Below are 26,371 nucleotides of genomic sequence, written 5' to 3'. Positions count from 1 at the left end.
TTTCTTGGGCCGGGTCCCTTGGCCTGTCCGCGTCTGTTAACCAACGGCGGTTGCCGACCTTGCAATCAACCAGAGGCCCGCTAGGATCAACGCCACCCCGGTCAGTGGAACCAGCCAGCGCGCGCGCGGCAGCAGCTTTTCCAGCGCGACATAGATAGCGATTCCAACAATCCAGTAGAGGTTCATCACGCCGCCTACGAACAGAAGAAGCATCAGCGCCCAACAACACCCCAGGCAATACGCGCCATGCAACGCACCTGTGCGAAACGCGCCATAGGGTCCGGGGCGGTTGTGTTCGGCCAGAAACCGTGCAGGGCTGCGGCAATGGCGTAGGCAAGCAGATTTCAGGCTGGACAGCTGGTACAGCCCAGCAGCGATCAGCACGCATCCCGCAAAGACCTCCGACCGGATGGTCATCATCGGCCCATCTGACAATCCGATCAGTTCCAGCCCCCACTGACCTGCTGTTGCGATGGCACTGAACACACCCCAGGCCACCAGATAGCCTGCCAGAAAATACAGGCTGAGCCTTGTGGCGCGCGCCGCATCTGGTCCGACGCGTTTAAGAGCTGTGAACAACAGCACGGTTGGTGCCGCGCTGGGTGTCATCATTGCAATCATCATGACCCACCACATCAGGAAGATCAGGATGGTATAGGTCGGTGTCCAACGAACCTCGGACGCCATCCGCATCGGGTTGCCGACGGGTCCGGCCATTCTGGTCATGTCGATGGCGGTCATGTTCATGCCGATGCCCGCAACCGTGTACCAGCAAGCCCCCAGAATGATCACCGCAACGCAGATCAGTACAATGCCGCTGTCGCGTCGCAGCACTCGGTCCACTACACCGGTGCGGGGTGGGGTCGTTTCCATGTCAGCGCCGGATCAAGCGCCAAGAACGCCGTGACCTGATAAGTTGAGATGCGCCAAATGGGCGTGCGTCGCATCAAAGGTCAGGCTGATTGCACCACCTGTCGTTTTGGCACTGCCCGAGGCTGCCTCGGCATGGCGGTATTCGAATCCGTTGGGCAGGTGGATTGAGGCGCGGTGTGGCATGCCAGAGACGATATGCGGGATTGGGCTGACCTCGACATCGAAAACGCCTGAGACCTTGGCGTATCCCGTGCGCTCGTCCCGATTCCAGTCAAGTTCGATCGGAACATACAGCGTTTCATGCTTGGTCGGTGCCATCGCGCTGAAGACGTACCACATGGTTGCCATCTCGTCGGTGTCTTCACCTTTCATGATAGCCTCGATCGCCGCGCGTTGGTCGGTGCTGGCGCCTTCGTCCACGATCAACTGCATCTGGCCATTGCCTTCATGGATTGGTCCCGGCCAGTGGTAGACTCCGGCAGCCCTCACCCCGGCAAGATCGGTGTCGCCATAATGACCGGTTTTGATATCGAACACGACAACTGCTTCACAATTGCCGTGGGATGGAAGAACACTGAATTGACACGGGCAACCGAAGTTGCAGTTGCAATTGGCAAGTTCTTCGCCCTGAATTTCCCATTCGGTCATGATAGCCCCCAAAACATGCATTAACACTCTGCTGACAGAGGTGTTTGCCTGTCTGTGATGCCTCCGGACCGAACCCCAACAAGGTTTTTCTGGCCAAAAACTCACACGAACTTATCATGATTTCGCAGCCCGTTCAAATTTCGGGGCCAATATGTGCGGGGAAGTGCTTGTTTGCAGGCTGATTTTCGAAATCCCCGCCGCGCAGCCATGTTTCGGATAGTCTGATCTGGATGTCTAAAACCCCCTATCGTGGGCGAAGATTGGAAATCTAGGTTCAGTTTCATCCGCTGGGATGAGTTAAGATACTTTGAAAGTCGGGAGGATTGTCATGAGTTTTATGAAAGCACTTGCCTCGGTTGCTGTTGGATTTGCTGCCGCGAAGGGGTTGGAGAAATACAAGCAAATGGGCGGCATGGCTGGTTTGCAAGACATGATGCAGGGGTCGGGAGGGGGCTTTGGCATGGATCAGCTTGGCAAAATGGCCGAGCAATTCGGAATGCCCGGTGGGGCCGCTGGTCTGCAGGACATGATGGGGAAACTGGGAATGACGAACACTGCGGGCGCGGCCGGGTTGGGTGGGCTCATGAACGCCATGCAAAGTGCCGCCAAGACCGGAAGCCAGCAAACGGTGGACATGATGGAAACTGTTTTCAAGGGCACACCGGGCGGTGCTGTCATGGAAGAGCAGGCCAAGCTGATGCTGCGCGCGATGATTCAGGCTGCCAAGGCAGATGGGGAATTGGACGCGCATGAAAAGGAAACAATCCTAGCAGAGCTGGGTGACGACATCAGCGCCGAAGAGCGCGCTTTTGTGCAAGAGCAACTGAGCGCCCCGATTGATGTGATGGGCCTTGCCGCTGACTCCGGAGCACCCATGAAGACTCAGATCTATGCCACCTCGTTGGCGGCGATTCGTCTGGATAATGAGGCCGAGGCATCCTACCTGAGGCAACTGGCCGGGGCCTTGGGCCTGTCAGAGGCTGAACGCGATCAGATTCATGCCTATATGGGGGCGCCAACCCTGCCTGCGTAATATCGGTCCACCTTACCCTGCGCAGAGGGTGTAATACCTCTTGACACGAGCGGTGCAGCGCGTAAAAGCGCACGCTCATAGGAATTCAACCGAAAGGCCCCTGCCTTTTCGGACGCAGGAGATAACCATGGCGAAGCCGACGACAATCAAGATCCGTCTGAACTCGACCGCGGGCACGGGCCACTTCTACGTGACCAAGAAAAACGCGCGCACCATGACCGAGAAAATGACCATTCGTAAATACGATCCGGTTGTTCGGAAGCATGTCGAGTACAAGGAAGGCAAGATTAAGTAATCTGCCGCCTATCTTGGACAGTTCCAAAGGGTCCTGCTTCGGCTGGACCCTTTTTCTTTGTTTGCGACGCAGCACCGGTCTGGTCGGTTTGCGAATTACTCCGTTGCAACGAAGCATCAGCGGGTAAACCAATCGGGGTTGCCATGGGTTGCTTTTTAGAAGGGCTTGCCCCTACGGTTCAACAACTCGTTCCAAAATGTTGGCCGTCATGAAAAAAATCTTGTTATCCACAGTGACCATTCTGGCCCTTGCGGCTTGTGAGGACCCGTATAACCGTGAAGGTATCGGTTTCACCGGGATCGATGGTGAGCCGCGCACTTTGGCAGATGTGCCCGGGGCGGTTGCCTTCCTCCCCCCTGCAACAAACGTACCCGCAGAACTGGCGGCTTTGCCCACGATTGCAGTGACGACGGATCAGGTTGAGGCTGAGAAGGTTGCCAGGGTTGCAATCGACAATGGTGGGCGCAGCGACACGGACTCGGTTGTCCTGACTGGCCAAGACACCAACCTTTTCCTAAGCACGGTCAGCGTGAACGGCGCCCTCTATGGCGTTTTGCGCACCGAGAGCAACAGCACGCGCGTCGATAACAGGATCGGTTCGGGCTTTGGCCGCAATGCGGAGCAATTCACCGGCTGCCTGCCAGCGGGGGAAGTTTTCCGCAAAGGCTCGTCCAGCAGCAGCTCGGGGTTTGCCGTATTGTTGGACTGTAGCTAAGGTCGTTTTTTTCTTGTAACATTGGCCTCGTCCAAGCGGACGGGGCCTTTTTTGTTCGAGCAGTGGATGCTTTGTCGCGTACAAATCAACGTGCTTGTTTCACAAAAAAGGCGGGTCGTTGTCGACCCGCCCGCTATCCATTATGTGCAGTAAGCGCTATTCTTGCTGCCCCATGAACATCAGCAGGAACTGGAACATGTTCAGGAACGAGATGTACAGGCTCAGCGCGCCATCAATGGCAGCTTTGTCCAGCCATTCCTGATCACCGTGGGTTGCGTGTGCAACGTAGGTATTCTTGATGTCCTGTGTGTAGAACGCGGTCAGACCGGCGAAGATCAGCAGACCAATGGCCGAGATCGCCAGCATCATCGGGCCCGATTGCAAGAACAGGTTGATGACCATAGCAACCAGCAAGCCGATGACACCCATGATCAAGAATGTACCCATACCGCTCAGGTCACGCTTGGTGGTGTAGCCAAACAGGCTGAGACCCGCGAAGGCGATAGCCGTCACCAGGAAGGTCTGCGTGATCGAGTAGGGGGTAAAAATCATGAAGATCGAGCTCATCGACACGCCCATTACAGCGGCGAAGATGAAAAAGCCCAGTTGGACCGCCGCCGCAGAGCCGCGTCGCATCAGAGCGCCCCAGCCAAACAGCAGGAAGCCAAGCGGTGCGAACATCACGACCCATTTCAGCGGCGACAAGAACAGAGCGCCACCCAAGCTGGTCAGGTAACGGTCTGCACCGATTTGCGCCACGGCATTGGTTGGGTCAGAGGTTACGGCGAGTCCGGCAATAGCCCATGCTGCAAGCGCGGTGATCAACATGCCCACGGACATCGTGCCGTAGACTTTATTCATATGGGCGCGTAGGCCCTCGTCAATCTGGGCAGCGCGCGCACCGGCCGCCGTCCGGATTGTGTCAAATTGTGCCATATAAGGGTCTCCCTTCACATATTTCTTTTCGTGGTCTGAAAATCAAACCCCGTTCCCCGCAAATATCGGCAACTGCGGGCAATGTTTCAAGGCTTTAGCGGTGGAATCCGCCCAAAATCAGGCAACAAAAAATGGCGACCTTTAGATGCAGGCCGCCATTTGATGAAAAAAGATGAATTTTAGAGTCATTTTTGCCAGTATTCCGGTGCATCCCATACTGGGCGAGCGGCCTCGGCCCTCGCTTGTTCGCGCGTGATTCCAATGTCTTCCAATGCTCTGTCGTCCAGCTTGGCGAGGGTGCGGCGCTGATGGCGCAGCGCAAGCGCATCCCACAACAGAGACGGGCCAAAACCACGATGCGGCGGACGCGGTCTGTGAATTGCAATATGGGTCATAGTCTTTGTCCTTTCATCTGCATTCGATGAGTTCCTTGCTTCTCATCAAATTCCTTGATTTATATGGCGCGACATGACACATTTTAAAAATGAATGTTTATGAAGTGATCCATAAGGATTCGTGAAGATGCGAAATTTGGACATTACCACCTTGCGGTCTTTTGTGGCGGTTGCGGATCAGGGCGGCGTGACGCGCGCGGCTGGATTCCTGCACCTGACCCAATCCGCCGTTTCAATGCAGTTGAAACGGTTGGAGGAGCTTTTGGGGCTTGAACTTCTGGACCGCAGCGGTCGGACCATTGCGCTGACCGCGTCCGGAGAACAACTCTTGGCTTATGCCCGTCGCATGATTGCCTTGAATGATGAGGTGATCGCGAAGCTGACTGACCAGGCGTATGAAGGGGAAGTCGTTCTAGGTGTGCCGCACGATATCGTTTATCCCGCGATCCCTCGTGTCTTGCAGCGTTTCAACGTGGATTTCCCTAGGGTGCGCGTGCAGTTGGTGTCTTCCTACTCGCTGCAATTAAAAGAAATGTACAAACGCGGCGAATGCGATCTGATCCTGACGACCGAGGCCAACAGCAATGAGGCGGCGGAAACCGTTGCCCAGCTACCGTTGCGCTGGATAGGGGCGCCGGGCGGGTCGGCGTGGCGCAAACGGCCAATCCCAATTGCCATGGGCCGCCGCTGCATGTTCCGGCCGCAGGTTATCGCGGCGCTGGATGAGGCTGGCATCCCGTGGGAGCTGGCGGTAGAAACCGAGAATGACCGAACCATCGAGGCCACCGTGGCCGCTGACCTTGCGATTCACGCCGTGTTGGACGGAACCGAAGCTGCGCATCTGGTCCAGATTGACGATGGCGGCGCGTTGCCCAAGCTGCCCGCGCATGTGATCAACCTGTACGGAGGGGACTCTGGCCGGGGTCCTTTGCTTGAGGCGCTGGCGACTTTAGTCCGCCAGAACTTCCGCATGCTGGGCAGTTCACCGTTGAAGGCAGTCGTAGGTTAGGGCGTAATCACGACCTTGCCGGTTGCCTTGCGATCCCGCAGCAACTGCAGGCCCTTTTCGGTCTCCGACAGCGGTAGTACATGGCTAATATGGGGCTTGATCCGCCCCTCGGCGCACCAGCGAAACAGCGTTTCAAAACTGTCCCGCACGATCTGAGGGCGGAACGTCAAATAGCCGCCGATGTAAAAGCCGATGACAGTCAGGTTTTTGACCAACAGGTGGTTGGCGGGGATTTGCGGCACGTCTCCACCCGCAAAGCCGATTGGCAGCAAGCGACCTTCGGGGTTGGTGGCGCGGAAGGCCGCCTTGAAAACGTCGCCGCCGATGGCATCATAGACCACATCTGCTCCGCCCAACTCCTTGACGTGCGTGCGCAGGTCCTCAGATGCGTCAATCAAGTGATCGGCACCAGCGGCTTTAGCGACGGCCAGTTTTTCTGCGCCTCGGGCCTGCGCTATCACGGTCGCGCCCATAAGCTTGCCGATCTCGACAGCCGTTAGCCCGACACCACCCGCCGCACCTGTGACCAGCAAGGTTTCCCCGGCTTGCAGACGGGCGCGGTGATCCAGAGCAAGGTGACTGGTGCCATAAGCGATCTGGATGGCAGCAGCCTCTTCAAAGCTCACGGCATCAGGCAATGGAATCGCGCGTTCGGCGTCAAAAACGCCATACTCCGCCAGACCGCCCTGGCCGGCATATACCGCAATCCGATCTCCGGCTTTCAGATGCGCAACGCCGGGTCCGATGGCATCGACCACGCCAGCCACCTCCATCCCCTGCGTGAACGGAGCGGGGGGAGTATCCTGATACGTCCCTTTCTGCATCAGCAGATCAGCGAAGTTCAAACCACAGGCTTTGATTGCAACCCGCACCTGACCAACCTGCGGGTGGGGCAGGTCGATTTCGCAAAGCCTGGGTGCCTCGCCTTTGGTAGCAATTCGATACGCCAGCATACGCGTGCTCCTGTCACTGTTCGCAATGGTTCGTGCGGTTTGGTGAATGTCAATCACTTCCTCTTGGGGCTTGAAAAGTCGGTCCGGCCAGTCGTGGAAGCTGCCCTGACGGAAACCACGTGCAACATGTCAATCTGACACAACCGCAGTCCTTTGTTCGCCAAAACAGATTCAACCTTCTTGAAAAAAAACCTAAAAAGCGCAATATTGTGTGAAGTTCTAATTTGGGGGGCATCGTCCTGATTAGGGATTGGTAGAGTGCGGCTTGCTAGTGTTGCGGTAGTGGATGCATGTCGCACGCCCGAATTGGTTGTGTGTTTAGTTAGAGGAGAATACCAATGACCCATCACGTCGATGTCCATGTGGGCAAGCGCGTCCGGCATCGCCGCTGGCTGATTGGCATGACCCAACAGCAGTTGGCGCAACAGGTTGGTATCAAGTTTCAACAAATTCAAAAATATGAGACGGGGGCCAACCGGATCAGCGCGTCACGCCTGTGGGACATTGCCGAAGCCTTGGATGTGCCCGTCAGCTTTTTCTTCGAGGGCCTTGAAGAGCCTGAGAAAGATGCGTCCGGAAAGAAATCGGTTCCCGCGGATCTGATGGGCGACAAAGAGGCGTTGGATCTGGTGCGCTCTTACTATGCGATTCCCGAAAACCAGCGCCGCCGCCTGTTCGAGCTGGCAAGGGTCCTTAGCGACGTTGCATAAGCGAACGGGGTTGACTCTGCTGCGCGCGGACCGCACGGGTAGCGCATGCATGAGACCACTCTGACCGATTTGGAAGTTGCGGAAGAAATGGCCGACGCTGCGCGCGCGGCCATTCTGCCGTTTTTCAGGCAATCGAACATCGAAACAGTCAACAAGCTGTCAAAAGGCTTTGATCCGGTCACGGTCGCTGATCGCAATGCCGAGAAAGCGATGCGCGATGTCTTGGCCTTGCACCGCCCGGATGACGGTATCTTCGGGGAAGAGTTCGGTCGTGTTGAAGGCAGCTCTGGCCGGACTTGGGTACTGGACCCGATCGACGGGACGCGCGGGTTTATCAGCGGCACGCCCACGTGGGGCGTTCTAATTGCACTCAGCACCCAAGATGGTCCGGTGATGGGTGTCATTGATCAGCCCTACATCGGTGAGCGTTTTGTTGGGTCCGCCGATATCGCCGTAGCAACCGGCCCGGCAGGGTCGATGTCATTGAAAACCCGTCCGACGCTAAACCTGGACGAGGCCATTCTTTTCACCACGTTCCCCGAAGTTGGCACGGCTGACGAACGCTCAGGGTTTGAAGCCGTTGCACAAAGGGTGCGGCTGACGAGATATGGAATGGACTGCTACGCGTATGCTCTGTTGGCAGCAGGGCAGGTGGATCTTGTGATCGAAGCTGGCCTGAACGCCTATGACATTCATGCGCCGATTGCTGTGATCCACGCTGCAGGCGGTATTGTCACTGATTGGCAGGGCGGTCCGGCCCATGAAGGCGGGCGCGTGCTTGCCGCAGCGAATGCAAGCCTGCACGCGGCTGCGCTGGCGCTATTACGCGACGCCTGAAACTGGTTGCCGGGTTTGGGCTGGTCGAATATGATCTAACAGGCTGGTTCTTACGTCCGTTTTCCGCCAGCCCTTGCCATCTTGCACGAAACGGGCTGTTGCAAGGGGCCGGAAATGACCGAAATCCTGATCAAAAATGCAGACACCATCCTGACGATGGACGACACGCGCCGCGAGTTGTCCAACGCAGACATCCTTATCCGCGACGGGCAGATCGACAAGGTGGGCCGAGGTCTGCAAACGACGGGCGAGGTGCATGACGCCGCGGGCTGCGTGGTGACGCCGGGTCTGGTGAACACCCATCACCACCTGTACCAAAACCTGACGCGTGCAGTTCCCGGTGGGCAAGACGCACTGTTGTTCGGCTGGTTGAAAACGCTTTACCCCATCTGGTCCCATTTCGGGCCTGAGGAAATGTTCGTTTCGGCCCAAATTGGCCTAGCCGAGCTGGCACTGTCCGGTTGCACGCTCAGTTCCGATCATCTCTACCTGTATCCCAATGGTGCCCGGTTGGATGATACGATTGCCGCCGCAGCGGAGATCGGCCTGCGGTTTCATCCGACACGCGGCGCGATGAGCATAGGTGAGAGCAATGGCGGCCTGCCCCCGGATGCTTTGGTTGAGGCTGAAGAAGCAATCCTGAATGACATGATCCGCGTGGTTGATGCGTTTCATGACCCGTCAGACGGCGCAATGTGCCGGGTTGGTCTGGCACCGTGTTCTCCGTTTTCCGTTAGTCGCGAGTTGATGCGCGATGCGGCCGTTCTGGCGCGGGACAAGGGTGTCATGCTGCACACCCATCTTGCCGAGAATGACGAGGATATCGCCTATTCGCAGGCGCAGTTCGGATGTCGGCCCGGACAATATGCCGAAGAGTTGGGATGGACCGGTTCAGACGTATGGCACGCCCATTGCGTCAAGCTGGACGGGGCTGAAATCGATCTATTCGCCAGAACGCAGACCGGCGTCGCCCATTGCCCGTGTTCGAATTGCCGTCTGGGGTCGGGTGTTGCACCGGTTCGAACCATGCGCGACCATGGTGTGCCGGTTGGACTGGGTGCGGATGGTTCGGCAAGCAATGACAACGGCAGTCTCATCCTCGAAGCAAGGCAGGCGATGCTGCTTCAGCGTGTTGTGAATGGTGCCGACGCGATGTCGTCGCGGGAAGCGTTGGAAATTGCGACACGCGGCGGGGCTGACGTTCTAAACCGTCCTGATTGCGGGCGTCTGGAGCCGGGGAAACGCGCTGACATAGCCATCTGGGACACACGTTGCGTTGAAAGCGCGGGCAGTTGGGACCCAGCGGCGCTTTTGCTTGCCGGGCCGATGAAAGTGAAGCACTTGTTTGTCGAAGGTCGCCAGATCGTGCGTGACGGGCAGATAGCAACGATAGACCTGCCAAAAACGGTTGAACGCCAAAACTCTCTGGCCCGCGCGCTTCAACAGTAGGGGCGATTTGTCTTCCCGGCCAAGTGGTTGGCCCATGTCCGGCCTGCAAAGCAAGATGCCATGTGACCTGCGAGTTCTGGCCATACTTGCAGTGGTTTTTTGGGAAACGGCGCGCTTCATGGTATCTTTCTGCTCTGTAGTGATGGTGAGGTTTGATGTTTTTACGAGTTCTTTTAGTGAATGCCGCTGTTGTGACTGTTTTCACCCACGGAATAGCGTGGGCCGATCCGAAACCAAGGGGCGCAAAAGCGGCAGACCCCAATAGGGTTGTCGAACTGTATCGGGGCAAAACACAAATCTGGAAAGTCTGCGGGGGCGGTTTGTACTACGGAACCGACGGGCAAGCGAGCGCATGGTGCAGAAAACACAAACACATCGTGGCCCTTGGGACATGGCGAGTTGACCGCAACGCACGCGTTTGCCGTGAAATCACATGGCACTGGCCTGAAGGTGAGTCCATACGTTCAAAATCAGACGGTGTTGTTTGTATCGAACACGTGGTCGCGCCGGACGGGTCGATCTGGCGCAGTTGGCCAGATGAATCCGAGTGGTGGTCGATGTCTGGCGACAGAGGCCTTCTGAAGGGCGACAGGTTCAAAGCACAGAAGAAACGAAGGGCCCGAAAAATGGGGCTAAAGCTATAGCCCAGCGGCTTGGACGCCCCTTCACTTCACAGCGTGACGCGTTCTCCACCGATCCAAACGGCAGCGATAGCGCGGTCATCACCCATCATGATGGTGGGAAAGATCGCCTCCCACAGGTCCTCCGCACAGGCTTCGCGCTGGGCGATGGCGGGGGTTGAGGCGAGGTCGAGGGCGATCAGATCAGCCTCCATCCCTGGTGCGACGTTGCCAATGCAATCATCCAAGCGCAGGGACCGTGCTGATCCGACAGTTCCCAGCCACAACAATTGCGCAGCGTGCAGCGGTGCCCCGCGCAATTGTCCGATCTCATAGGCCGCCGCCATTGTGCGCAGCATCGAAAAGCTCGACCCGCCGCCGGTATCCGTTGCCAGCCCAACCCGGTGCCCGTCGCGCATCAGCCCGTCCATGTCGAACAGGCCCGAGCCGATGAAGGTGTTCGAGGTCGGGCAGTGGATCAGCGCGGCGTCAACCTCGCGCAGGCGATGACGCTCACGCGCCTCAAGGTGGATGACGTGGCCGTAAACGCCATTTGGACCCAGAAGGCCAAATTTCTCGTAAGTGTCGAGGTAATCCCGTGCCTCAGGAAACAGCTCGCGAACCCATGAGATTTCATCGGTTTGCTCGCTCAGATGGGTCTGCATCAGGCAGTGAGGATGCTCGGCCCAAAGCGCGCCCATCGCCTCAAGCTGTTCTGGCGTCGAGGTGGGCGAAAAACGTGGCGTTATGGCGTAAGACAAGCGGTCGATGCCGTGCCATTTCTCAAGCAAGGCTGCGGATTGGTCATAAGCCGTTTGCGCCGTGTCCCGCAGACCATCGGGCGCGTTGCGGTCCATGCAGGTTTTGCCCGCGACGACACGCTGATTGCGGTGCTGAGCAGCCGAAAAAAAAGCGTCGACGCTTTCGGGGTGAATGGTGCAGAAGCTGCACATGGTCGTGGTGCCATGCGCCGCTGTCAGGTCCAGGTAGCGGTTGGCGATTTCAGAGGCATAGTCGGGATCGCCAAACTTCATCTCTTCGGGGAAGGTATAGGTGTTCAGCCAGTCGATCAGGCGCTTGCCCCAGCTGGCGATCATGGCGGTTTGCGGGTAATGTACATGGGCATCCACGAAACCGGCCATGATCACGTGCGAGCTTTGGTCCACAACGGTTGCGTCTGGATGGGCAGCGCGTAGACTGGCGATATCAGCAACTGCGGATATGCGGCCGCCCTCGATCAGAACCGCCTCGTGGATTTTTACGGCTTCGGTTGGTTCACCTTCGAAAGGGGACCCCGTAAAGCTTAGAACGCGCCCTTTCAGCAGCGTTTTTTGCGCCATTTTTCGTCATCTCCGCCTGTATGGGACTGCGAAACAGCATAGGCTCGCGAAACCTGCCGGTAAATCGGTGCATTGTCATTGTTTTCCGGTAGCTGCTTCCTCTAATTAGGGGGCAATGACCGAAGAAACGGGGGCGGATATGACGACAGGCTATGAAAAACCCGCAACCGAGTCCGCCAGTGACGAGGCCGCCTACGCATTGGATCGGCGGACCGTGGCGGCCATTTTATACGCGGTCGATGTAGACGACCGCGACAAACTGGTCGAACTGATGGAGCCGCTGCACCCGGCTGACATCGCCGACCTGCTGGAACAGATCAACGCCTACGACCGCGCCCGCCTGATTCGTCTGTACGATAAGGAATTCGACGGTGACATCCTGTCAGAGCTGGATGAAGCAATTCGCGAAGAAGTCATCGGTGTTTTGCGTCCGGACGTTCTGGCCGACGCCGTGCGCGAGATGGAAAGCGACGACGTTGTCGACCTGCTGGAGGATCTTGAGGAACCGCAACAAGAAGCGATCCTTCGCGCGCTGGAGGATTCTGAGAGGGTCGCGGCCGAGCAGGCGCTTTCATACCCCGAGAATTCGGCCGGTCGACTTATGCAGCGCGAGGTGGTCATGGCCCCCGAGCATTGGTCGGTCGGACAGGCCATCGACTTCATGCGCGCAAATGATGATCTGCCCGAGCAGTTTTATCATGTCGTTCTGGTGGACCCGCGGCTCAAACCCGTCGCGCAGGTCACGCTGGGTAAGCTGATGGCCACGCGGCGCGAGGTTGCATTGCGGGACATCGCCGAAGATGAGTTTCACACAATCCCCGTCGACCAGGACGAGGAAGACGTGGCCTATGCCTTCAATCAGTATCACCTGATTTCAGCCCCCGTGGTGGACGCGGATGGGCGGTTGGTTGGCGTGATCACCATCGACGATGCGATGGTCGTTCTGGATGAAGAGCACGAAGAGGATATCCTACGCCTTGCGGGTGTGAGCGACGATAGCTCGATCTCGGACAGCGTAGCAGCAACCAGTCGTCGGCGTTTGCCGTGGCTGGCAGTAAACTTATGCACGGCGATTTGCGCCTCGCTGGTGATTTCGCAGTTCGAGGCGTCGATTGATCAGTTGGTGGCGCTGGCCGTTTTAATGCCGATCGTGGCGTCGATGGGCGGCAATGCGGGAACACAGTCGCTGACGGTTGCGGTGCGCGCATTGGCAACGCGTGACCTGACGGGTGCAAACGTATTGCGCGTGATCCGCAGGGAGTTGCTGGTTGGGATGCTGAACGGGATTTGTTTTGCAATCGTGATGGGCGTGGTCGGCATGCTTTGGTTCCACTCTCCGCTGCTGGGTGTCGTGATAGGGGCAGCTTTGGTCGTGAACATGATCATCGCGGGTTTCGTTGGTACGGTAATACCTGTGGTGCTGGACCGTCTGGGTGCTGACCCTGCGCTTGCGTCCGGTACCTTTGTGACGACCACAACGGATGTCATGGGGTTCTTCCTGTTCCTTGGGCTTGCCAGCGTGGTACTCTTGTGACCGATATGACTGTAATCAAGGCCGCCGCGCGCAAGGCGGCCTTTGCGCGCCGCAAAGCCGCGTTTGACGCGCACCCGCCCGGCGCGGCAGGCCGTTTGTCCGAGGTGCTGGCAGGGCACCGGGGCGTGCCGCTGTCCGGCTACATGCCGATCCGCACCGAGATTGATCCGCTGGCCGCGATGGCCGAAGCTTCGGCTTATGGACCCGTTGGCGTGCCGGTGATTCAGGCAGCGGGTCAGCCTTTGAAGTTTTCCCGCTGGACGCCCGACGGCATTCTGAAAAACGGCCCGTTCGGGGCTAAGATCCCCGAGGTTGATGATTATTTCGATCCCGAAATTCTGATCGTCCCTTTGGTCGCGTTTGATGCGCAGGGCGGGCGGCTGGGCTATGGCGGCGGCTTCTATGACCGAACGTTGGAAGGATTGCGGGCCAAGCGGCCCACGCTGGCAATCGGGTTTGCCTTTGACGCACAAGAGTCGGACGGGCTGCCCCTTGAGCCTACGGATCAACCGCTGGACATGGTCGTTACTGAAAGTAGGGTTCTGACCTTTCCTGCCTGATCTCTTCAGTCCGGGTTGTTTTCGCGGAAATACTCCCAGGCATCAACTTCCCGCCCATCGGATAGGATGCATACGCCTGACTGCCCGTTCTCACCGTCGCGGATTTCGTATTGCGCGCCGCTTTCGACGCAGAACGTAGCGGCAGGGTTTGCCAATTCGGCGGTTGTATTGGGGGGCGGGGTGTCATCGCACGCTGCGAGTGTAGTCAGTCCAATCAAGGCTATCAGGGCGCGGCTCATCAAGAATCTTCCTTCAATTCGCTTTGGTGGTTTGTACAGGCAGCTTAAGCGCTTGTACTCGGATAATGCCACACGTAGGACAGGTGGAATGAGAATACTGTTTCTGGGTGACGTCATGGGTCGTGCGGGACGCGCGGCCGTTCAACAGCATCTGCCGCGTCTGCGCGATGAATGGCGGTTGGATTTCGTTGTCGTCAATGGCGAGAATGCCTCAAACGGCATGGGTCTGACCGGCGATCACGCCAAGCTGTTGCTGGACGCAGGCGCAGATTGCCTGACGCTGGGTGATCACGCATTCGACCAGAAAGATATGCTGCAATTCATCGAGAATGAGCCCCGGATTGTGCGCCCGGTCAACTTTGCCAAGGGTGCACCGGGGCGGGGGCATCGCCTGTATACTGCGCCGGGCGGGCGCAAGGTTCTGGTGGTGCAGGTGCTTGGGCAGGTCTTTATGAAGCGGCCCTTCGATGACCCGTTCTCGGCGATCGAACCGATCCTGAAATCCCACCCACGCGGCGGTCAGGCGCAGGCGATCATCGTTGACATGCATTGCGAAGCGACGTCCGAGAAGATGGCCATGGGGCACTATTGCGATAAACGCGCCAGCCTTGTCGTGGGCACTCATACCCACATACCGACTGCGGATGCGCAGATATTGAACGGTGGTACGGCCTATCTGACAGATGCCGGGATGTGCGGCGATTATGACTCGATCATCGGGATGGACAAGGTCGAGCCGATGCGCCGCTTTATTACGGGCATGCCTAAAGCGCGGTTCTCTCCTGCTGATGGCGAGGCGACGCTGAGCGGCGTGTTCGTCGAGACCGATGATCGTGATGGGCAGGCAAAATCCGTACAGATGGTGCGTGTGGGCGGGCGTTTGCAAGAGACAAGACTGCAATAGGGTCACGTCAGGCTTGCTCTGTCGCGCGCAATGCGTGAAACTGCCCGATGGGCGCGTAAGCCTGACCAGGGTTCGGACAGAATACCAAGAATGGAATTCCTTCTACTGACAGAAACGGGCAGCGCAGTTCTGGCGCTTTTGGTGGTCGCTGGCATGTTCGCGCTGTTCCTGCGCGAGGTGTACCCAACCGAGGTTGTCGCCATCGGTGGTGTTGCGTTCATGCTGGTTACGGGGATTTTGCCCTATCAGAGTGCTCTGGCGGTGCTGTCTAACCCAGCCCCGTGGACCATTGCGGCGATGTTCATCATCATGGGTGCGCTCGTCCGCACCGGTGCGCTGGATGCGTTTACATCTGTCGCTCAGAAACAGGCGCAGGTGAATCCGCGGATTGCCATTGGATTGTTGATGGCTTTCGTCGTGCTGGCCTCTGCCGTTGTGTCGAACACTCCGGTCGTGGTTGTGATGATCCCTGTTTTTGTGCAGATCGCGCGTACGCTGAACGTGGCGGCCTCGAAACTACTGATCCCGCTGAGTTATGCAGCGATTCTGGGGGGTACTTTGACCCTGATCGGAACCTCGACCAATCTTTTGGTGGATGGCGTGGCCCGGTCGCAAGGGATGCAGCCCTTCACGATATTCGAGGTCACTCCGCTGGGCGTCGCGCTGGTGATCTACGGTATGATCTATTTGCGCTTCATTGCGCCGCGCCTGCTGCCGGAACGTGATAGCATGGCCTCGCTTCTGTCGGATCGGTCCAGAATGAAATTCTTTACCGAAGCCGTCATTCCCCCCGAAAGCAACCTGATCGGGCGCGAGGTGACAGGCGTTCAACTGTTCAAACGCCCGGGTGTCCGGCTGATCGACGTGATCCGTGGGGACGAGTCGCTGCGCCGCAACCTGAAGGGTGTGGAGTTGAAGTTGGGCGACAGGGTGGTTCTGCGTACCGAAATGACCGAACTCCTGGGCCTTCAGCGCAATAAGGAACTAAAACGTGTCGATCAGGTTTCTGCGGTTGAGACCAAGACCGTTGAGGTTCTGATTACGCCAGGCTGTCGCATGGTCGGGCGGACGTTGGGCGCGATGCGCTTGCGGCGTCGCTATGGTGTTTATGTGCTGGCTGTGCACCGTCGAAACCAGAATATTGGGCGTCAGCTCGATCAACTGGTTGTGCGGGTTGGTGATACCTTGCTGCTGGAAGGCGCTCCGGCGGATATTCAGAAACTGGCCGCCGATATGGAAATGGTTGATGTGACCCAACCGTCGGCGCGCGCGTTCAGGCGATCGCATGCGCCGATTGCGATTGGCGCACTTATTGGCATTGTGGCGCTTGCCGCATTGGGCGTGGCGCCCATCCTGTTACTGTCGGTTCTGGCGGTGGCGGTTGTGCTGCTGACCCGCTGTATTGACGCGGATGAGGCGTTTTCGTTTATAGAAGGCCGCCTGCTGGCGCTGATCTTTTCGATGCTCGCGATCGGCGCGGCGCTGGATAAATCCGGCGCGGTGTCGCTGATCGTCGAAACGGTTGCGCCAAGCCTTAGTCAGCTGCCGCCGTTCCTGATTGTCTGGGCCGTTTACCTGCTGACTTCGGTGCTGACAGAGCTGGTTTCGAACAACGCTGTGGCCGTGGTGGTCACGCCAATTGCCATCGGCTTGGCGCAGGCGGTGGGGATCGATCCGCGCCCGTTGGTGGTTGCTGTGATGGTGGCGGCTTCGGCCTCGTTTGCGACGCCGATTGGGTATCAGACGAACATGATGGTTTATGGCCCGGGTGGCTATCGGTTTTTAGATTTCATGAAAGTTGGAATTCCACTGAACCTGACAGTTGGGTTTTTGGCATCGCTATTGATTCCGCTGCTCTGGCCGCTGTGACCTCAGCGCGGAACCGCTGGTTTTTCGGCACAGTCCTTGTAAAATCACATGCAAATACAATGTTTCATCAAGTGATTATGAAGAAGGGAGCATCCCCATGCTCGGAACCGGTAAGGCAGCATTGGCAGTCGCCTCATTTTCGGTTGCGCTAAGCGCCGCCGCAACCGCGGGTACAATCGAAGGGACAGCAACCTATCGCGAACGGATCGCTGTGCCACCAGATGCCACGCTGTATGTCGAACTTCAGGACGTTTCGCGGGCGGATGCGCCCGCAGTGTCGCTTGCCACCAAACGCTACGCGATGAGCGGCGTGCCTGCGCAGTTCGAGTTGGTTTTCGACGATAACCTGATCAAGGACGGTCGCCGCTATGTTGTGCGCGCTTCAATCAACCAGGGCGGCAAGCTGCTGTTTACCACGGATACGGCATATCCTGTTCTGACGGACGGTGCGGGAAACTCTACCGATCTGGTTTTGGTGCAGGTGCAAGGGGCAGCCATGCTTGAGAACACGCAATGGACCGCCGTCGCCCTGAGTGGCACGAAGGTTGAGACAGAGCGCCGCCCCGAGATTTCCTTTGCCGAGGGCGGGGCTTTTTCCGGCAGCGGCGGGTGCAACCGGTTCAACGGACAGGCTGAAATCTCGGGTTCGAATATCTCATTCCCGGACAATATGGCGGCGACGCTTATGGCCTGTCCCCCGGACCTTGAAGAGGTAGAGCGCAAGTTCTTTTCATTGCTGCAAGAGGTTACCACCTACGCAATGGAAGGGGATGCGATGGCTTTTCTGGACGCAGCGGGTGAACCGATTGTCACTTTCACCCGCACCCAATAACGCTTGGAGGTTACGCGACGGCCCTTGATCGTCCGGCATTGCGGCCCGAAAAGATACAGCCGCCCAGAAACGAGCCTTCAAGGGCGTTGTAGCCATGATAACCGCCGCCACCAAACCCGGCGACCTCTCCGGCCGCGAACAGACCGGGGACCACCTGACCGTCCGCGCCAATCATCTGGCTGTCCAGGTTCGTCTGCAGCCCGCCCAGCGTCTTACGCGTGAGCACATGCAGCTTTACTGCAATTAGCGGGCCATTGGCCGGGTCGAGGAATTTATGCGGTTTGGCAGTGCGGATCAGCTTGTCGCCCCGGTAGTTGCGCGCGGCCAATATGGCAGCCATTTGCGCGTCCTTGGTGAACGGATTGTCGACCTGCGAATCCCGCGCTTCGATCTGAGCCCTCAGATGTGCCTCGTCGATCAAGCCTCCGCCCAACTGGTTCATGCCGCTGACCAGTTCGGTCAGGGTGTTGGCGACGATGAAATCTTCGCCATGTTCCTTGAACGCCTCGACCGGTGCCGTTGCCTTTGACCCGGTCAGGACGCGCTGAAACAGCACCTCTTTCCATCCTCCGTCTGTCATGTCGGGGTTCTGTTCCGAACCAGAAAGCGCGAATTCCTTTTTGATGACTTTCTGTGTCAGGACGAACCAGCTGTATTCATATCCGGTTTTCAGGATTTCCTTCAGCGTGCCAAGGGTATCGAATCCGGGCATGCAGGGTGGTTTCAACCGGTTGCCGCGCGCGTCGAACCACATAGAGCTTGGGCCGGGCAGGATGCGGATGCCGTGTGATGGCCAGATCGGGTTCCAATTGCGTACGCCTTCGGTGTAATGCCACATCCTGTCGCCGTTGATGACGTGACCGCCGGCTTTTTCGCTGATGCCGATCATACGCCCATCGACGTGAAAGGGGACGCCTGCGACCATTTCTTTTGGTGGCTCACCCAGTCGGTTGCGGGGCCAGTTCTTGCGCACCATCTCGAAATTGCCACCGATCCCGCCCGAGGTCACGATGACCGAAGGCGCATAGACCTCGAACTCACCCACCTCATCGCGGTTGGTTCTGGCACCGTGGGGGGCAGTGTCATCGGCCAGAACCTCGCCTGAAACGCCCTTGGCGCTGCCGTTCTGCATGATGATATGGCTGACCTGATGACGGAATTTCAGCTCGATCAGCCCGGCGTCGACATGGTCCTGCACACGGCGGATGAAGTGTTTCAGAACGCCCGGCCCGGTGCCCCATGTGATGTGAAACCGCGGCACCGAGTTGCCATGACCATCCGCATATGATCCGCCACGCTCGGCCCAGCCGACAATGGGGAACCAGCGCAGACCCATCTCATGCAGCCAGGGGCGCATCTCTCCGGCGGCGAATTCCACATAGGCCTCGGCCCATCTGCGCGGCCAGGCGTCTTCATCGCGGTCGAACTGCGCGCTGCCCATCCAGTCGCGTAAGGCTAATTCGTGGCTGTCTTTGATTCCCATCCGGCGTTGTTCCGGGGTATCGACCATGAACAAACCACCCAGGCTCCAGAATGCTTGCCCGCCCAGAAAATGCTCGGGCTCCTGATCCAGCACGATGACTTTCTTGCCGCGATCCCCCAACTCGGCCGCAGCTACGAGGCCAGCCAAACCGGCACCCACCACAATGGCATCGGCAGTGTTAGTGGTCATGACTTGTCCTTTCAGCGGCCGCGCAGCCAGGCGATGTACGGCAGGGCCACGACATACATCATGATCCCGTAAACGGCAGAGGGAAGGGCCAATGGGCTGAACCCGCTTTCCGTCCCTGTGATCAGCGCGGCCAGCGTTATCCCGAGTGTCGAGTTCTGAATGCCGGTTTCGATTGAGATCGTTTTACTCTCGTTCCACGACAGTTTCGCGGCACGCGCGATCCCCAGCCCGATTGCCAGCAATGCGATGTTAAGTGAGACCAGACCAGCACCCATAGCCCCGAGGTTGTCGATGAACAGTTGCCAGTTCCCAGCCAGCGCGGCGAGGACAATCAGGACAAACAAGGCGGTTGCCAGTTTGGACAGCGGGGCATCGACCCGTTCCGCAAACCCGGTTGCGAAGTGGCGCAGGCTGACACCGATTGCGACGGGCAGAGTTGTGATCAGGAACAAAGCGATGGCCAGGCCAGTGATCGAAACCTCGGGTGCGTCGTCTCTCATGAAATGAGCGATTGACCATGCTGCCAGAAAGGGGACCGTGATCATGGAAAGCAAGCTGATGACAGCGGTCAGACTGACCGACAGCGCAACATCGCCTTTGGCCAGCTTAGACAGGATGTTGCTGGTCACTCCGCCCGGGCAAAAGCTAAGCAGCATGAATCCCACCGCAATTTCGGGCGGCAAGGCGAAGGCAGTAACTGTGATAAACGCCGCTATCGGCAACAAGATAACCTGACAAAGCGCGCCGATGGCAAAGGGATATCCCCGGCTCAGCACACGTTTGAAATCAGCAACATGCAACCCGACGCCCAGAGACAACATTATAATGGCCAGCGAAAGTGGCAGGCCGACATTTATGAGCAGATCCAAGAACAACTCCTCCCAAAGCCGTTCGGATCAGCCTAAGCGAGTGATTGCGGCGCAGGCAACAGCGCCGTTAGGTCACATATAGCGCTGGGCGAAACGGCGCAGGATTTCACCGGGTTTTGTAACCTTGGCAGCGTGGCAAATATCAATCAGGCGCTGCGCGTCTTCGGGGGGAAAATACCCATAATTCTTATAGATTTTGATGCGTTGTTCGAAATCACGCGCGTCGGCTTCGGGGTGGAACTGGGTGGCATAAACATTCTGACCCCAGCGGATCATCTGAAACGGGCAGGGGTCCGAGGCCAGCAGGTGCACGCAGCCTTCAGGTAGCGTCTGCACCGCCTCTTTGTGGCCTACAAACGCATCGAAACTCTCGCCCAGCCCGGCGGTCAGTGGATCGCGCGCACCCTCATCGGTCAGGTGGCAGGTCGAAGGGCCGACGGGTTCTCCGAACCGGTCCTTACTGACGTGCCCGCCCAGATGCGCGGCCAGAATGCCCAAACCATAGCAGCACCCCATGAACGGGTGATCGTTTGCGGTGATTTGGGGCATCAGATCCATGATTGATGCCTCAACCCGCGCGTCGCTTGCGGATTTCGTTGCGGGATCATCGCTGACACAGCCGGGACCGCCGCCAACGATAACGCCTGCGTAATCCGTCACGTCCAACCCTTCGGGCAGAGTTTCGCAGTCCAGCCGGATACGGTGGGTCTGGTCCGGCGCAAGGCCGGTCTTGTCCAGGATCGAGGCGTACTCGGCATCCGACGCCTCGGTCTCGGGGCGCAGTTGCAGGATCAGAAATCGTTTCATGCGCTGCCCTTACCCGTCAAAGCGGCCAGAAGACAAGGATGGCGGGGATTGAAACCGCGACGATGAGGATTTCCAGCGGCAGACCCATACGCCAATAGTCGCCAAACCGGTAGCCTCCGGGTCCCAGCACCAACGTATTGTTCTTGTGTCCGATGGGCGTGAGGAACGCGGCCGAGGCCGCCACGGCGACGGTCATCAGGAACGGGTCCGGAGACACCTCAAGCGTGCGTGCCATCTGGATGCCAACCGGCGCGGCAACAATGGCCGTCGCAGTGTTGTTCAGAACATCTGACAGGGTCATCGTGACGACCATCAGCACGGTCAGAATGGCCCAGGCGGGCAAGCCGTCGGTCAATTGCACCAGCGCATTGGCGATCAACTCGGTACCGCCAGACGTCTCCAACGCGCTGCCCAAAGGGATCATCGAGCCCAACAACACAACGACTGGCCATTCGATATGGTTGTAGAGGTCCGCAATCGGCATGATTTTGGTCAGCACATAGGCCACCACAACAAGCCCCAATGCAATCGGCAGATAGATTAGCCCAAGACTGGCCGCCAATACCGCTGCTGCGAACAGGCCGATGGCCAGCCATGCCTTGTCATTGGCCGTGACGTTCAACCCGCGCGCGGCCAAGGGCAGGCACCCAAGCCATTCCGTCACATCCGCGCTGCGGTCACGCGGGCAGAGCAGAAGCAGGATGTCGCCGGCTTCGACCTCGGTTTTGCGAACCTGTTCGGTGATGCGGCGGCCCTGGCGGGAAATACCCATCAGAACAGTACTTTGCCGCCACGCCAGGCCAAGACCCTGTGCGGTGCGGCCAGTGATGCGGGCGCTTTCGGTGGCGACAACTTCGATCACTTCTAGCCCATCGCCCTCGGCGGTCAGTAATTCCTGCCGCCGCGTGTCTGAGAAATCGAGGTTCAACGCCGCGCGAAACTCATCCAGTGCTTCAGGCCGTGCTTCAAGGACCAGTGCGTCGCCCTCTTGCAGCGTGGCATGCGCCGAGCGGCCATAGCGCCGCTTGCCGTCGCGGATCAGGCCGATGATCGCAACGTCGGATTTTTCGGCTGCTGCGTAAAGTTCGCTGACCCGTTTGCCAATATGAGCCGACTCGGGCGGAATGGTCAGTTCAGCGATGTATTCGGCCAGCGCCTCGGTGCTTTCGGTCTGTGGGCCGCGGTCCGGGATCAGGCGCCATCCGATCAACGAGACAAAGGCCAAGCCTGCGATGGCTGCCACCCCGCCCACCGGGGCGAAATCGAACATCTCGAACGGTTCGCCCAATGTCTCTTGCCGGATTGAGGCGATGATAATGTTGGGTGGCGTCCCGATCAGTGTTGCCATGCCGCCCAGTATGGTTGCAAAGCTCAGCGGCATCAGCGTCAGCCCCACCGACCGGCCCGCCTTGCGAGCCGTTTGAATATCGACCGGCATCAGCAAGGCCAGCGCGGCCACATTGTTCATGAAGGCCGACAGAATCGCGCTGATCCCACCCATCAAGGCGATATGCGCCCCTAACCCCCGCGAGGCGTCAACCAAGGTGCGCGTAATCAGGAACACAGCGCCCGAGCGGACAAGGCCAGCCGATACAACCAGAACAAGCGCCACAATAATTGTTGCGGGATGCCCGAACCCGGCAAAAGCCCTGTCCACTGGAACAACCCCAAGAATAACCCCAAGCAGCAGGGCGGAAAACGCCACAAGATCATAGCGAAACCGCCCCCATAGCAGCATTCCGAACACGGTGGTGAAAAGGGCAAAAAGAATAATCTGATCTGTCGTCATGCCGCCACCATACCCTCAAGCCGGGCTTGGGCAAGCCGCTCTCTTGATCCCATGCCCGGCAAACGTCTATATGAGCGCCGAATACGCAATCACTATCACGAGGACGCAACATGGCAGGCCATTCCAAATGGGCCAATATCCAGCACCGCAAGGGACGTCAGGACGCCGCGCGGTCCAAGCTGTTTTCCAAACTGTCGAAAGAGATCACCGTCGCCGCCAAAATGGGCGACCCCGATCCTGACAAGAACCCGCGCCTGCGTCTGGCCGTGAAAGAGGCCAAGTCGAACTCGGTCCCAAAGGACGTGATCGACCGCGCGATCAAGAAATCGGTTGCGGGCGAGGGCGACGACTACGAAGAAATCCGGTATGAGGGCTACGGCCCGAACGGCGTGGCCGTGATTGTTGAGGCTATGACGGACAACCGCAACCGGACCGCTTCGACCGTGCGGTCGACCTTTTCCAAGAACGGCGGCAACCTGGGCGAGACCGGTTCGGTCGGGTTCATGTTCGAACGCAAGGGCGAAGTTGTCTATCCCGCGACCGCAGGTGATGCGGATGCGATCTTTGAAGCGGCTATTGAAGCCGGTGCCGAAGATGTCGAAAGTTCGGACGATGGCCACATCATTTGGTGTGCAGATACCGATCTGAACGATGTGTCCAACGCGCTGGAAGCCGCGCTGGGCGAATCCGAGTCCACCAAACTGGTCTGGAAACCCACCACCACGACAGAGTTGGGTCTTGAAGACATGCAAAAGCTGATGAAGCTGGTCGATGCGCTAGAAGACGACGATGACGTACAGCGCGTTACCACCAATTTCGATGCATCGGACGAGGTGATGGCGCAGCTTTGATCTGCGCCATCACCACCTTCTGATGTCGAGGAGCTTTTTCAAACTCCCATAGCGCTGACTGGTCAAAAACTGGATTGTTCGCTGCACGGAGGAAGCAGCGCTGTGCGGGCGGCCTGTCTGACCGCACTGGTTAGCGGCGCCAAGGCCGCAGATAAGACGCGGCCGACCTGCCACGTCAACGGCACATCCAACGGCGCGTTCTGTACCAGAGGCCGCAGCCTGCCATCGTCCAGCGCGCGTTGCGCCAGGCCGACAGGGTTCATGCCCCAGCCCATCCCCGCGATTGCCGCATCCACAAAACCCTGCGGCGAAGGCAGGAAGTGTGAAGGCGGAGAAACCGCTTGGCCCGTTTGTTCGGCAATCCAGGCTTTCTGAAGCCTGTCCTTGCGATTGAAGGTCAGGCATGGCGCGCTAGCCAATGTGTGTTCGTCTACGCCTTTGGCGAACCATTTTTCTATGAATTCGGGGCTGGCTGTCGCGACATAGCGCAACGCCCCCAGAGATGTGGCATCGCAGCCCGAAACCAACTGCCCGCCCACCGTTATGGCGGCACTGACTTCGCCCCGGCGTAGCCATTCCGCTGAATGATCCTGATCGTCGACCACCAGATCGAACAACAACCCATCCACCTTAGCCATCGCATCAATGAACCATGTTGCCAGAACATCTGCGGGGACTGCCACACGAACCCTGACAGGGCCGGTGGCCTGATTCAGGGTCAGTTCGCGGGCCAGTTTGGCCTCAAGCAAGCCAATATCCTCGGCATGTTGGGCGATGCGCATCCCTGCGGGGGTCCCGGTGCAGGGCGTCCCCCGGTTGATCAGCGCTGCACCTACGCGGTCCTCCAGTGCCTTGATCCGCTGCGAAATAGCTGAGGGCGTTACCGAAAGCTCAGCTGCAGCGGCGTCAAAGCTGCCGTGGCGAAGGATCGACGACAACGCGGACAGGTGATTGGGATCAAGCAACATTAGTTGAACTTAACTGTAGTCAGTATCTTTAATTTGATAGAACGCGTCGATATCCGTAGTCAACGCCTCAGACTACAGGAGGTTTCATGTCTACATCCCTGATCGCCGGTTTCACCTTAGGTTTCAGCCTGATCCTAGCTATTGGCGCGCAAAACGCTTTTGTGCTGCGTCAGGGGCTGCGGCGTGAGCATGTGTTACCCCTGTGCCTGACCTGCGCGGTGTCGGATGCGATCCTGATCGCGGCCGGTGTCGCAGGGTTCGGCGCCCTGGCCGAAGCGTTGCCTTGGTTTGAAACGGTCATGCGGTATGGCGGGGCGATTTTCCTGACCTGGTACGGGCTGCGCAGCCTGCAATCGGCCTGGCGAGGCGGGGCTGTGATGGACGTGTCAGAAGGTCAGCGCGCCAGTCTGCGTTCGGTCTTGCTGACCGTGCTGGCTTTTACGTGGCTAAATCCCCATGTCTATTTGGATACGGTCGTGCTGATCGGTTCAATCTCGGCCCAGTATGATGACCGCATGGCTTTTGCTGTAGGGGCGATGTTGTCCAGCTTTGTGTTTTTCTTTTCCCTTGGCTACGGGGCAGGGGTGCTGTCCCCCGTCTTTGCGCGACCGCGCGCGTGGCAGGTTCTGGATACGGTGATCGGAATCGTCATGCTGGGTATCGCGTTTAAGCTTATTGCCATGTGAAGGGTTGTCTCTGATCCGATTTCGGTGTTCAGAATTGCGCATGACAACGCTTGCCGTATCATCGCGGCCCCTTGCGGGTATGTTCTGGATGTTTGCTGCGGGGATTTCCTTTGTGGTGATGACGGCACTCGTCAAATCCTTGGGAACGACCATGAGCCCTATTCAGGCGGCTTTCATACGCTACGCCCTGGGGTTGGTGTTTCTTCTGCCTGCGCTGCGTTCTATCCTGACAACCCGCCTGTCATCGCGGCACCTATCCTTGTTCGGGTTGCGCGGAATCGTTCACGGGATTGCCGTCATGCTGTGGTTCTACGCGATGACTCAGATTCCGTTAGCCGAGGTTACGGCGATGAACTACATGACCCCGGTTTATGTCACACTAGGGGCTGCGCTGTTTTTGGGTGAAAAGCTGGCTTTCCGCCGGATCGCCGCGATTCTGGTGGCCTTGATCGGCGTTGTCATCATCCTGCGCCCCGGATTCCGAGAGGTTTCGACCGGGCACCTGGCGATGCTGGGCACTGCGTTGTTGCTTGGCGGGTCATACTTGCTGGCCAAATTGCTGGTGCGTGATATCCCGCCTTCGGTCATTGTGGCGCATCTGTCGATTTGGGTGACGCTCGCCTTGATACCCTTTGCCGTCGCAGTGTGGGAGCCTCCAACTTTGAGCGATATCGGGGTGTTGTTTCTGGTCGCCTGCTTTGCCACCGGGGGCCACTATCTGATGACGCTGGCGCTGCAAGCAGCCCCGGTGGCCGTAACCCAGCCGGTAACGTTTTTACAGCTGATCTGGGCTACGCTCATGGGCGCGTTGGTTTTTCACGAAAGCGTCGACATATGGGTTGTCGCAGGTGGATCACTCATTCTGACGGCTGTCAGCTTTATCGCTTGGCGCGAAGCTGTTCTGAATCGCAGCAACCTGACCACGCCCAGTATTGCGCCCAAGCTGTAGTCGTCTCATCGGTAACTTTGTTGTTGATT

At 58.2% G+C, this 26,371-nt stretch carries 28 protein-coding genes; 16 read left to right on the top strand and 12 right to left on the bottom strand.

What is annotated here, in order from left to right; genetic code table 11:
• Nucleotides 1-36: 36 nt before the first annotated feature.
• Together AVO44_RS09580 and AVO44_RS09575 are read right to left on the bottom strand one after the other, a co-directional pair.
• Entirely contained in the window at nucleotides 37-873 is an 837-nt protein-coding gene (locus AVO44_RS09580; protein WP_068335919.1) for a DUF2182 domain-containing protein, read from the bottom strand.
• 12 nt (nucleotides 874-885) lie between these two features.
• Nucleotides 886-1,521, bottom strand: coding sequence for a DUF1326 domain-containing protein (locus tag AVO44_RS09575; protein WP_068336385.1), 636 nt, complete (start codon nucleotides 1,519-1,521; stop codon nucleotides 886-888).
• 328 nt (nucleotides 1,522-1,849) lie between these two features.
• Here AVO44_RS09575 and AVO44_RS09570 point away from each other — a divergent pair, with 328 nt between their 5' ends.
• The 3 genes from AVO44_RS09570 (at nucleotide 1,850) to AVO44_RS09560 (ending at nucleotide 3,564) form a co-directional block, all read left to right on the top strand.
• Nucleotides 1,850-2,554 (top strand): DUF533 domain-containing protein, encoded by a 705-nt coding sequence (locus AVO44_RS09570; protein WP_068335916.1) that lies wholly within the window; start codon nucleotides 1,850-1,852, stop codon nucleotides 2,552-2,554.
• A 127-nt stretch (nucleotides 2,555-2,681) separates the two neighbouring features.
• Nucleotides 2,682-2,849, top strand: a complete 168-nt coding sequence (rpmG, locus tag AVO44_RS09565) for a 50S ribosomal protein L33 (RefSeq protein WP_037309480.1) — start codon at nucleotides 2,682-2,684, stop codon at nucleotides 2,847-2,849.
• 208 nt (nucleotides 2,850-3,057) lie between these two features.
• Nucleotides 3,058-3,564, top strand: coding sequence for a hypothetical protein (locus AVO44_RS09560; protein ID WP_157769958.1), 507 nt, complete (start codon nucleotides 3,058-3,060; stop codon nucleotides 3,562-3,564).
• Between the two features lie 156 nt (nucleotides 3,565-3,720).
• Here the strand turns inward: AVO44_RS09560 and AVO44_RS09555 are convergent, their stop codons facing one another.
• Nucleotides 3,721-4,500, bottom strand: coding sequence for a Bax inhibitor-1/YccA family protein (locus AVO44_RS09555; protein ID WP_068335910.1), 780 nt, complete (start codon nucleotides 4,498-4,500; stop codon nucleotides 3,721-3,723).
• A gap of 185 nt (nucleotides 4,501-4,685) precedes the next feature.
• Nucleotides 4,686-4,895: a DUF1127 domain-containing protein gene (locus AVO44_RS09550; RefSeq protein ID WP_068335907.1), complete on the bottom strand. Its 210-nt coding sequence runs from the start codon at nucleotides 4,893-4,895 to the stop codon at nucleotides 4,686-4,688.
• 127 nt (nucleotides 4,896-5,022) lie between these two features.
• Here AVO44_RS09550 and AVO44_RS09545 point away from each other — a divergent pair, with 127 nt between their 5' ends.
• Complete coding sequence (locus tag AVO44_RS09545) at nucleotides 5,023-5,904, top strand: LysR family transcriptional regulator (protein WP_068335905.1); 882 nt, start codon at nucleotides 5,023-5,025, stop codon at nucleotides 5,902-5,904.
• Here the strand turns inward: AVO44_RS09545 and AVO44_RS09540 are convergent.
• Nucleotides 5,901-6,857 carry an NADPH:quinone oxidoreductase family protein gene (locus AVO44_RS09540; RefSeq protein WP_068335902.1) on the bottom strand — a complete coding sequence of 319 codons (957 nt, stop codon included), beginning with the start codon at nucleotides 6,855-6,857 and terminating at the stop codon, nucleotides 5,901-5,903. The two genes, AVO44_RS09545 and AVO44_RS09540, sit on opposite strands and share 4 nt — an antisense overlap.
• Before the next feature lie 338 nt (nucleotides 6,858-7,195).
• Between AVO44_RS09540 and AVO44_RS09535 the strand changes: the two genes are divergently transcribed.
• From AVO44_RS09535 to AVO44_RS09520, 4 genes are all read left to right on the top strand, one after another.
• Complete coding sequence (locus AVO44_RS09535; RefSeq protein ID WP_068335899.1) at nucleotides 7,196-7,567, top strand: helix-turn-helix domain-containing protein; 372 nt, start codon at nucleotides 7,196-7,198, stop codon at nucleotides 7,565-7,567.
• 45 nt (nucleotides 7,568-7,612) lie between these two features.
• Entirely contained in the window at nucleotides 7,613-8,404 is a 792-nt protein-coding gene (gene hisN, locus AVO44_RS09530; protein WP_082677457.1) for a histidinol-phosphatase, read from the top strand.
• Between the two features lie 114 nt (nucleotides 8,405-8,518).
• The gene (locus tag AVO44_RS09525) at nucleotides 8,519-9,853 is read left to right on the top strand and encodes an 8-oxoguanine deaminase (protein WP_068335895.1); all 1,335 of its coding nucleotides are present in this window, start codon (nucleotides 8,519-8,521) and stop codon (nucleotides 9,851-9,853) included.
• A gap of 155 nt (nucleotides 9,854-10,008) precedes the next feature.
• Complete coding sequence (locus AVO44_RS09520; protein WP_068335891.1) at nucleotides 10,009-10,497, top strand: DUF995 domain-containing protein; 489 nt, start codon at nucleotides 10,009-10,011, stop codon at nucleotides 10,495-10,497.
• A gap of 26 nt (nucleotides 10,498-10,523) precedes the next feature.
• Here AVO44_RS09520 and guaD read toward each other — a convergent pair whose 3' ends face one another.
• Entirely contained in the window at nucleotides 10,524-11,813 is a 1,290-nt protein-coding gene (guaD, locus tag AVO44_RS09515; RefSeq protein ID WP_068335888.1) for a guanine deaminase, read from the bottom strand.
• A 139-nt stretch (nucleotides 11,814-11,952) separates the two neighbouring features.
• Here guaD and mgtE point away from each other — a divergent pair, with 139 nt between their 5' ends.
• Complete coding sequence (gene mgtE / locus AVO44_RS09510) at nucleotides 11,953-13,347, top strand: magnesium transporter (protein WP_068336379.1); 1,395 nt, start codon at nucleotides 11,953-11,955, stop codon at nucleotides 13,345-13,347.
• Complete coding sequence (locus AVO44_RS09505) at nucleotides 13,344-13,907, top strand: 5-formyltetrahydrofolate cyclo-ligase (RefSeq protein WP_068335886.1); 564 nt, start codon at nucleotides 13,344-13,346, stop codon at nucleotides 13,905-13,907. Before mgtE ends, AVO44_RS09505 begins: the two co-directional genes overlap by 4 nt.
• A gap of 5 nt (nucleotides 13,908-13,912) precedes the next feature.
• Here AVO44_RS09505 and AVO44_RS09500 read toward each other — a convergent pair whose 3' ends face one another.
• A complete protein-coding gene (locus tag AVO44_RS09500; protein WP_068335883.1) occupies nucleotides 13,913-14,146 on the bottom strand; it encodes a putative hemolysin in 234 nt (77 codons plus the stop codon).
• 88 nt (nucleotides 14,147-14,234) lie between these two features.
• On the opposite strand from AVO44_RS09500, the gene AVO44_RS09495 reads away from it, so the two are divergent.
• The 3 genes from AVO44_RS09495 (at nucleotide 14,235) to AVO44_RS09485 (ending at nucleotide 17,751) form a co-directional block, all read left to right on the top strand.
• Nucleotides 14,235-15,050: a TIGR00282 family metallophosphoesterase gene (locus AVO44_RS09495; protein ID WP_068335881.1), complete on the top strand. Its 816-nt coding sequence runs from the start codon at nucleotides 14,235-14,237 to the stop codon at nucleotides 15,048-15,050.
• Nucleotides 15,051-15,140: 90 nt separating this feature from the next.
• Entirely contained in the window at nucleotides 15,141-16,919 is a 1,779-nt protein-coding gene (locus AVO44_RS09490) for an SLC13 family permease (RefSeq protein ID WP_068335878.1), read from the top strand.
• Between the two features lie 97 nt (nucleotides 16,920-17,016).
• Nucleotides 17,017-17,751 carry a YbaY family lipoprotein gene (locus AVO44_RS09485; protein WP_068335875.1) on the top strand — a complete coding sequence of 245 codons (735 nt, stop codon included), beginning with the start codon at nucleotides 17,017-17,019 and terminating at the stop codon, nucleotides 17,749-17,751.
• A 10-nt stretch (nucleotides 17,752-17,761) separates the two neighbouring features.
• On the opposite strand, the gene AVO44_RS09480 is transcribed toward AVO44_RS09485, so the two are convergent.
• The 4 genes from AVO44_RS09480 to AVO44_RS09465 all read right to left on the bottom strand — a co-directional run bounded on the left by AVO44_RS09480 (nucleotide 17,762) and on the right by AVO44_RS09465 (nucleotide 22,888).
• The gene (locus AVO44_RS09480; RefSeq protein WP_068335872.1) at nucleotides 17,762-19,423 is read right to left on the bottom strand and encodes an FAD-binding dehydrogenase; all 1,662 of its coding nucleotides are present in this window, start codon (nucleotides 19,421-19,423) and stop codon (nucleotides 17,762-17,764) included.
• Nucleotides 19,424-19,434: 11 nt separating this feature from the next.
• The gene (locus tag AVO44_RS09475) at nucleotides 19,435-20,292 is read right to left on the bottom strand and encodes a bile acid:sodium symporter family protein (protein ID WP_068335869.1); all 858 of its coding nucleotides are present in this window, start codon (nucleotides 20,290-20,292) and stop codon (nucleotides 19,435-19,437) included.
• 72 nt (nucleotides 20,293-20,364) lie between these two features.
• Nucleotides 20,365-21,099, bottom strand: coding sequence for a glutamine amidotransferase (locus tag AVO44_RS09470; RefSeq protein ID WP_068335866.1), 735 nt, complete (start codon nucleotides 21,097-21,099; stop codon nucleotides 20,365-20,367).
• A gap of 16 nt (nucleotides 21,100-21,115) precedes the next feature.
• On the bottom strand, nucleotides 21,116-22,888 hold the full coding sequence (locus AVO44_RS09465; RefSeq protein WP_068335863.1) for an SLC13 family permease: 1,773 nt from the start codon (nucleotides 22,886-22,888) through the stop codon (nucleotides 21,116-21,118).
• Between the two features lie 110 nt (nucleotides 22,889-22,998).
• On the opposite strand from AVO44_RS09465, the gene AVO44_RS09460 reads away from it, so the two are divergent.
• A complete protein-coding gene (locus tag AVO44_RS09460) occupies nucleotides 22,999-23,739 on the top strand; it encodes a YebC/PmpR family DNA-binding transcriptional regulator (protein WP_068335860.1) in 741 nt (246 codons plus the stop codon).
• A gap of 62 nt (nucleotides 23,740-23,801) precedes the next feature.
• Here AVO44_RS09460 and AVO44_RS09455 read toward each other — a convergent pair whose 3' ends face one another.
• Nucleotides 23,802-24,707 carry a LysR family transcriptional regulator ArgP gene (locus AVO44_RS09455; RefSeq protein WP_068335857.1) on the bottom strand — a complete coding sequence of 302 codons (906 nt, stop codon included), beginning with the start codon at nucleotides 24,705-24,707 and terminating at the stop codon, nucleotides 23,802-23,804.
• Between the two features lie 86 nt (nucleotides 24,708-24,793).
• On the opposite strand from AVO44_RS09455, the gene AVO44_RS09450 reads away from it, so the two are divergent.
• Both AVO44_RS09450 and AVO44_RS09445 read left to right on the top strand, forming a co-directional pair.
• Nucleotides 24,794-25,393, top strand: coding sequence for a LysE/ArgO family amino acid transporter (locus AVO44_RS09450; RefSeq protein WP_068335855.1), 600 nt, complete (start codon nucleotides 24,794-24,796; stop codon nucleotides 25,391-25,393).
• 40 nt (nucleotides 25,394-25,433) lie between these two features.
• Entirely contained in the window at nucleotides 25,434-26,342 is a 909-nt protein-coding gene (locus tag AVO44_RS09445; protein WP_068335852.1) for a DMT family transporter, read from the top strand.
• Nucleotides 26,343-26,371: the final 29 nt, after the last annotated feature.

It is taken from the genome of Ruegeria profundi, assembly GCF_001507545.1.
GTDB classification, from domain to species: domain Bacteria; phylum Pseudomonadota; class Alphaproteobacteria; order Rhodobacterales; family Rhodobacteraceae; genus Ruegeria; species Ruegeria profundi.
This window is presented reverse-complemented; position numbering and strand designations above follow the sequence as displayed.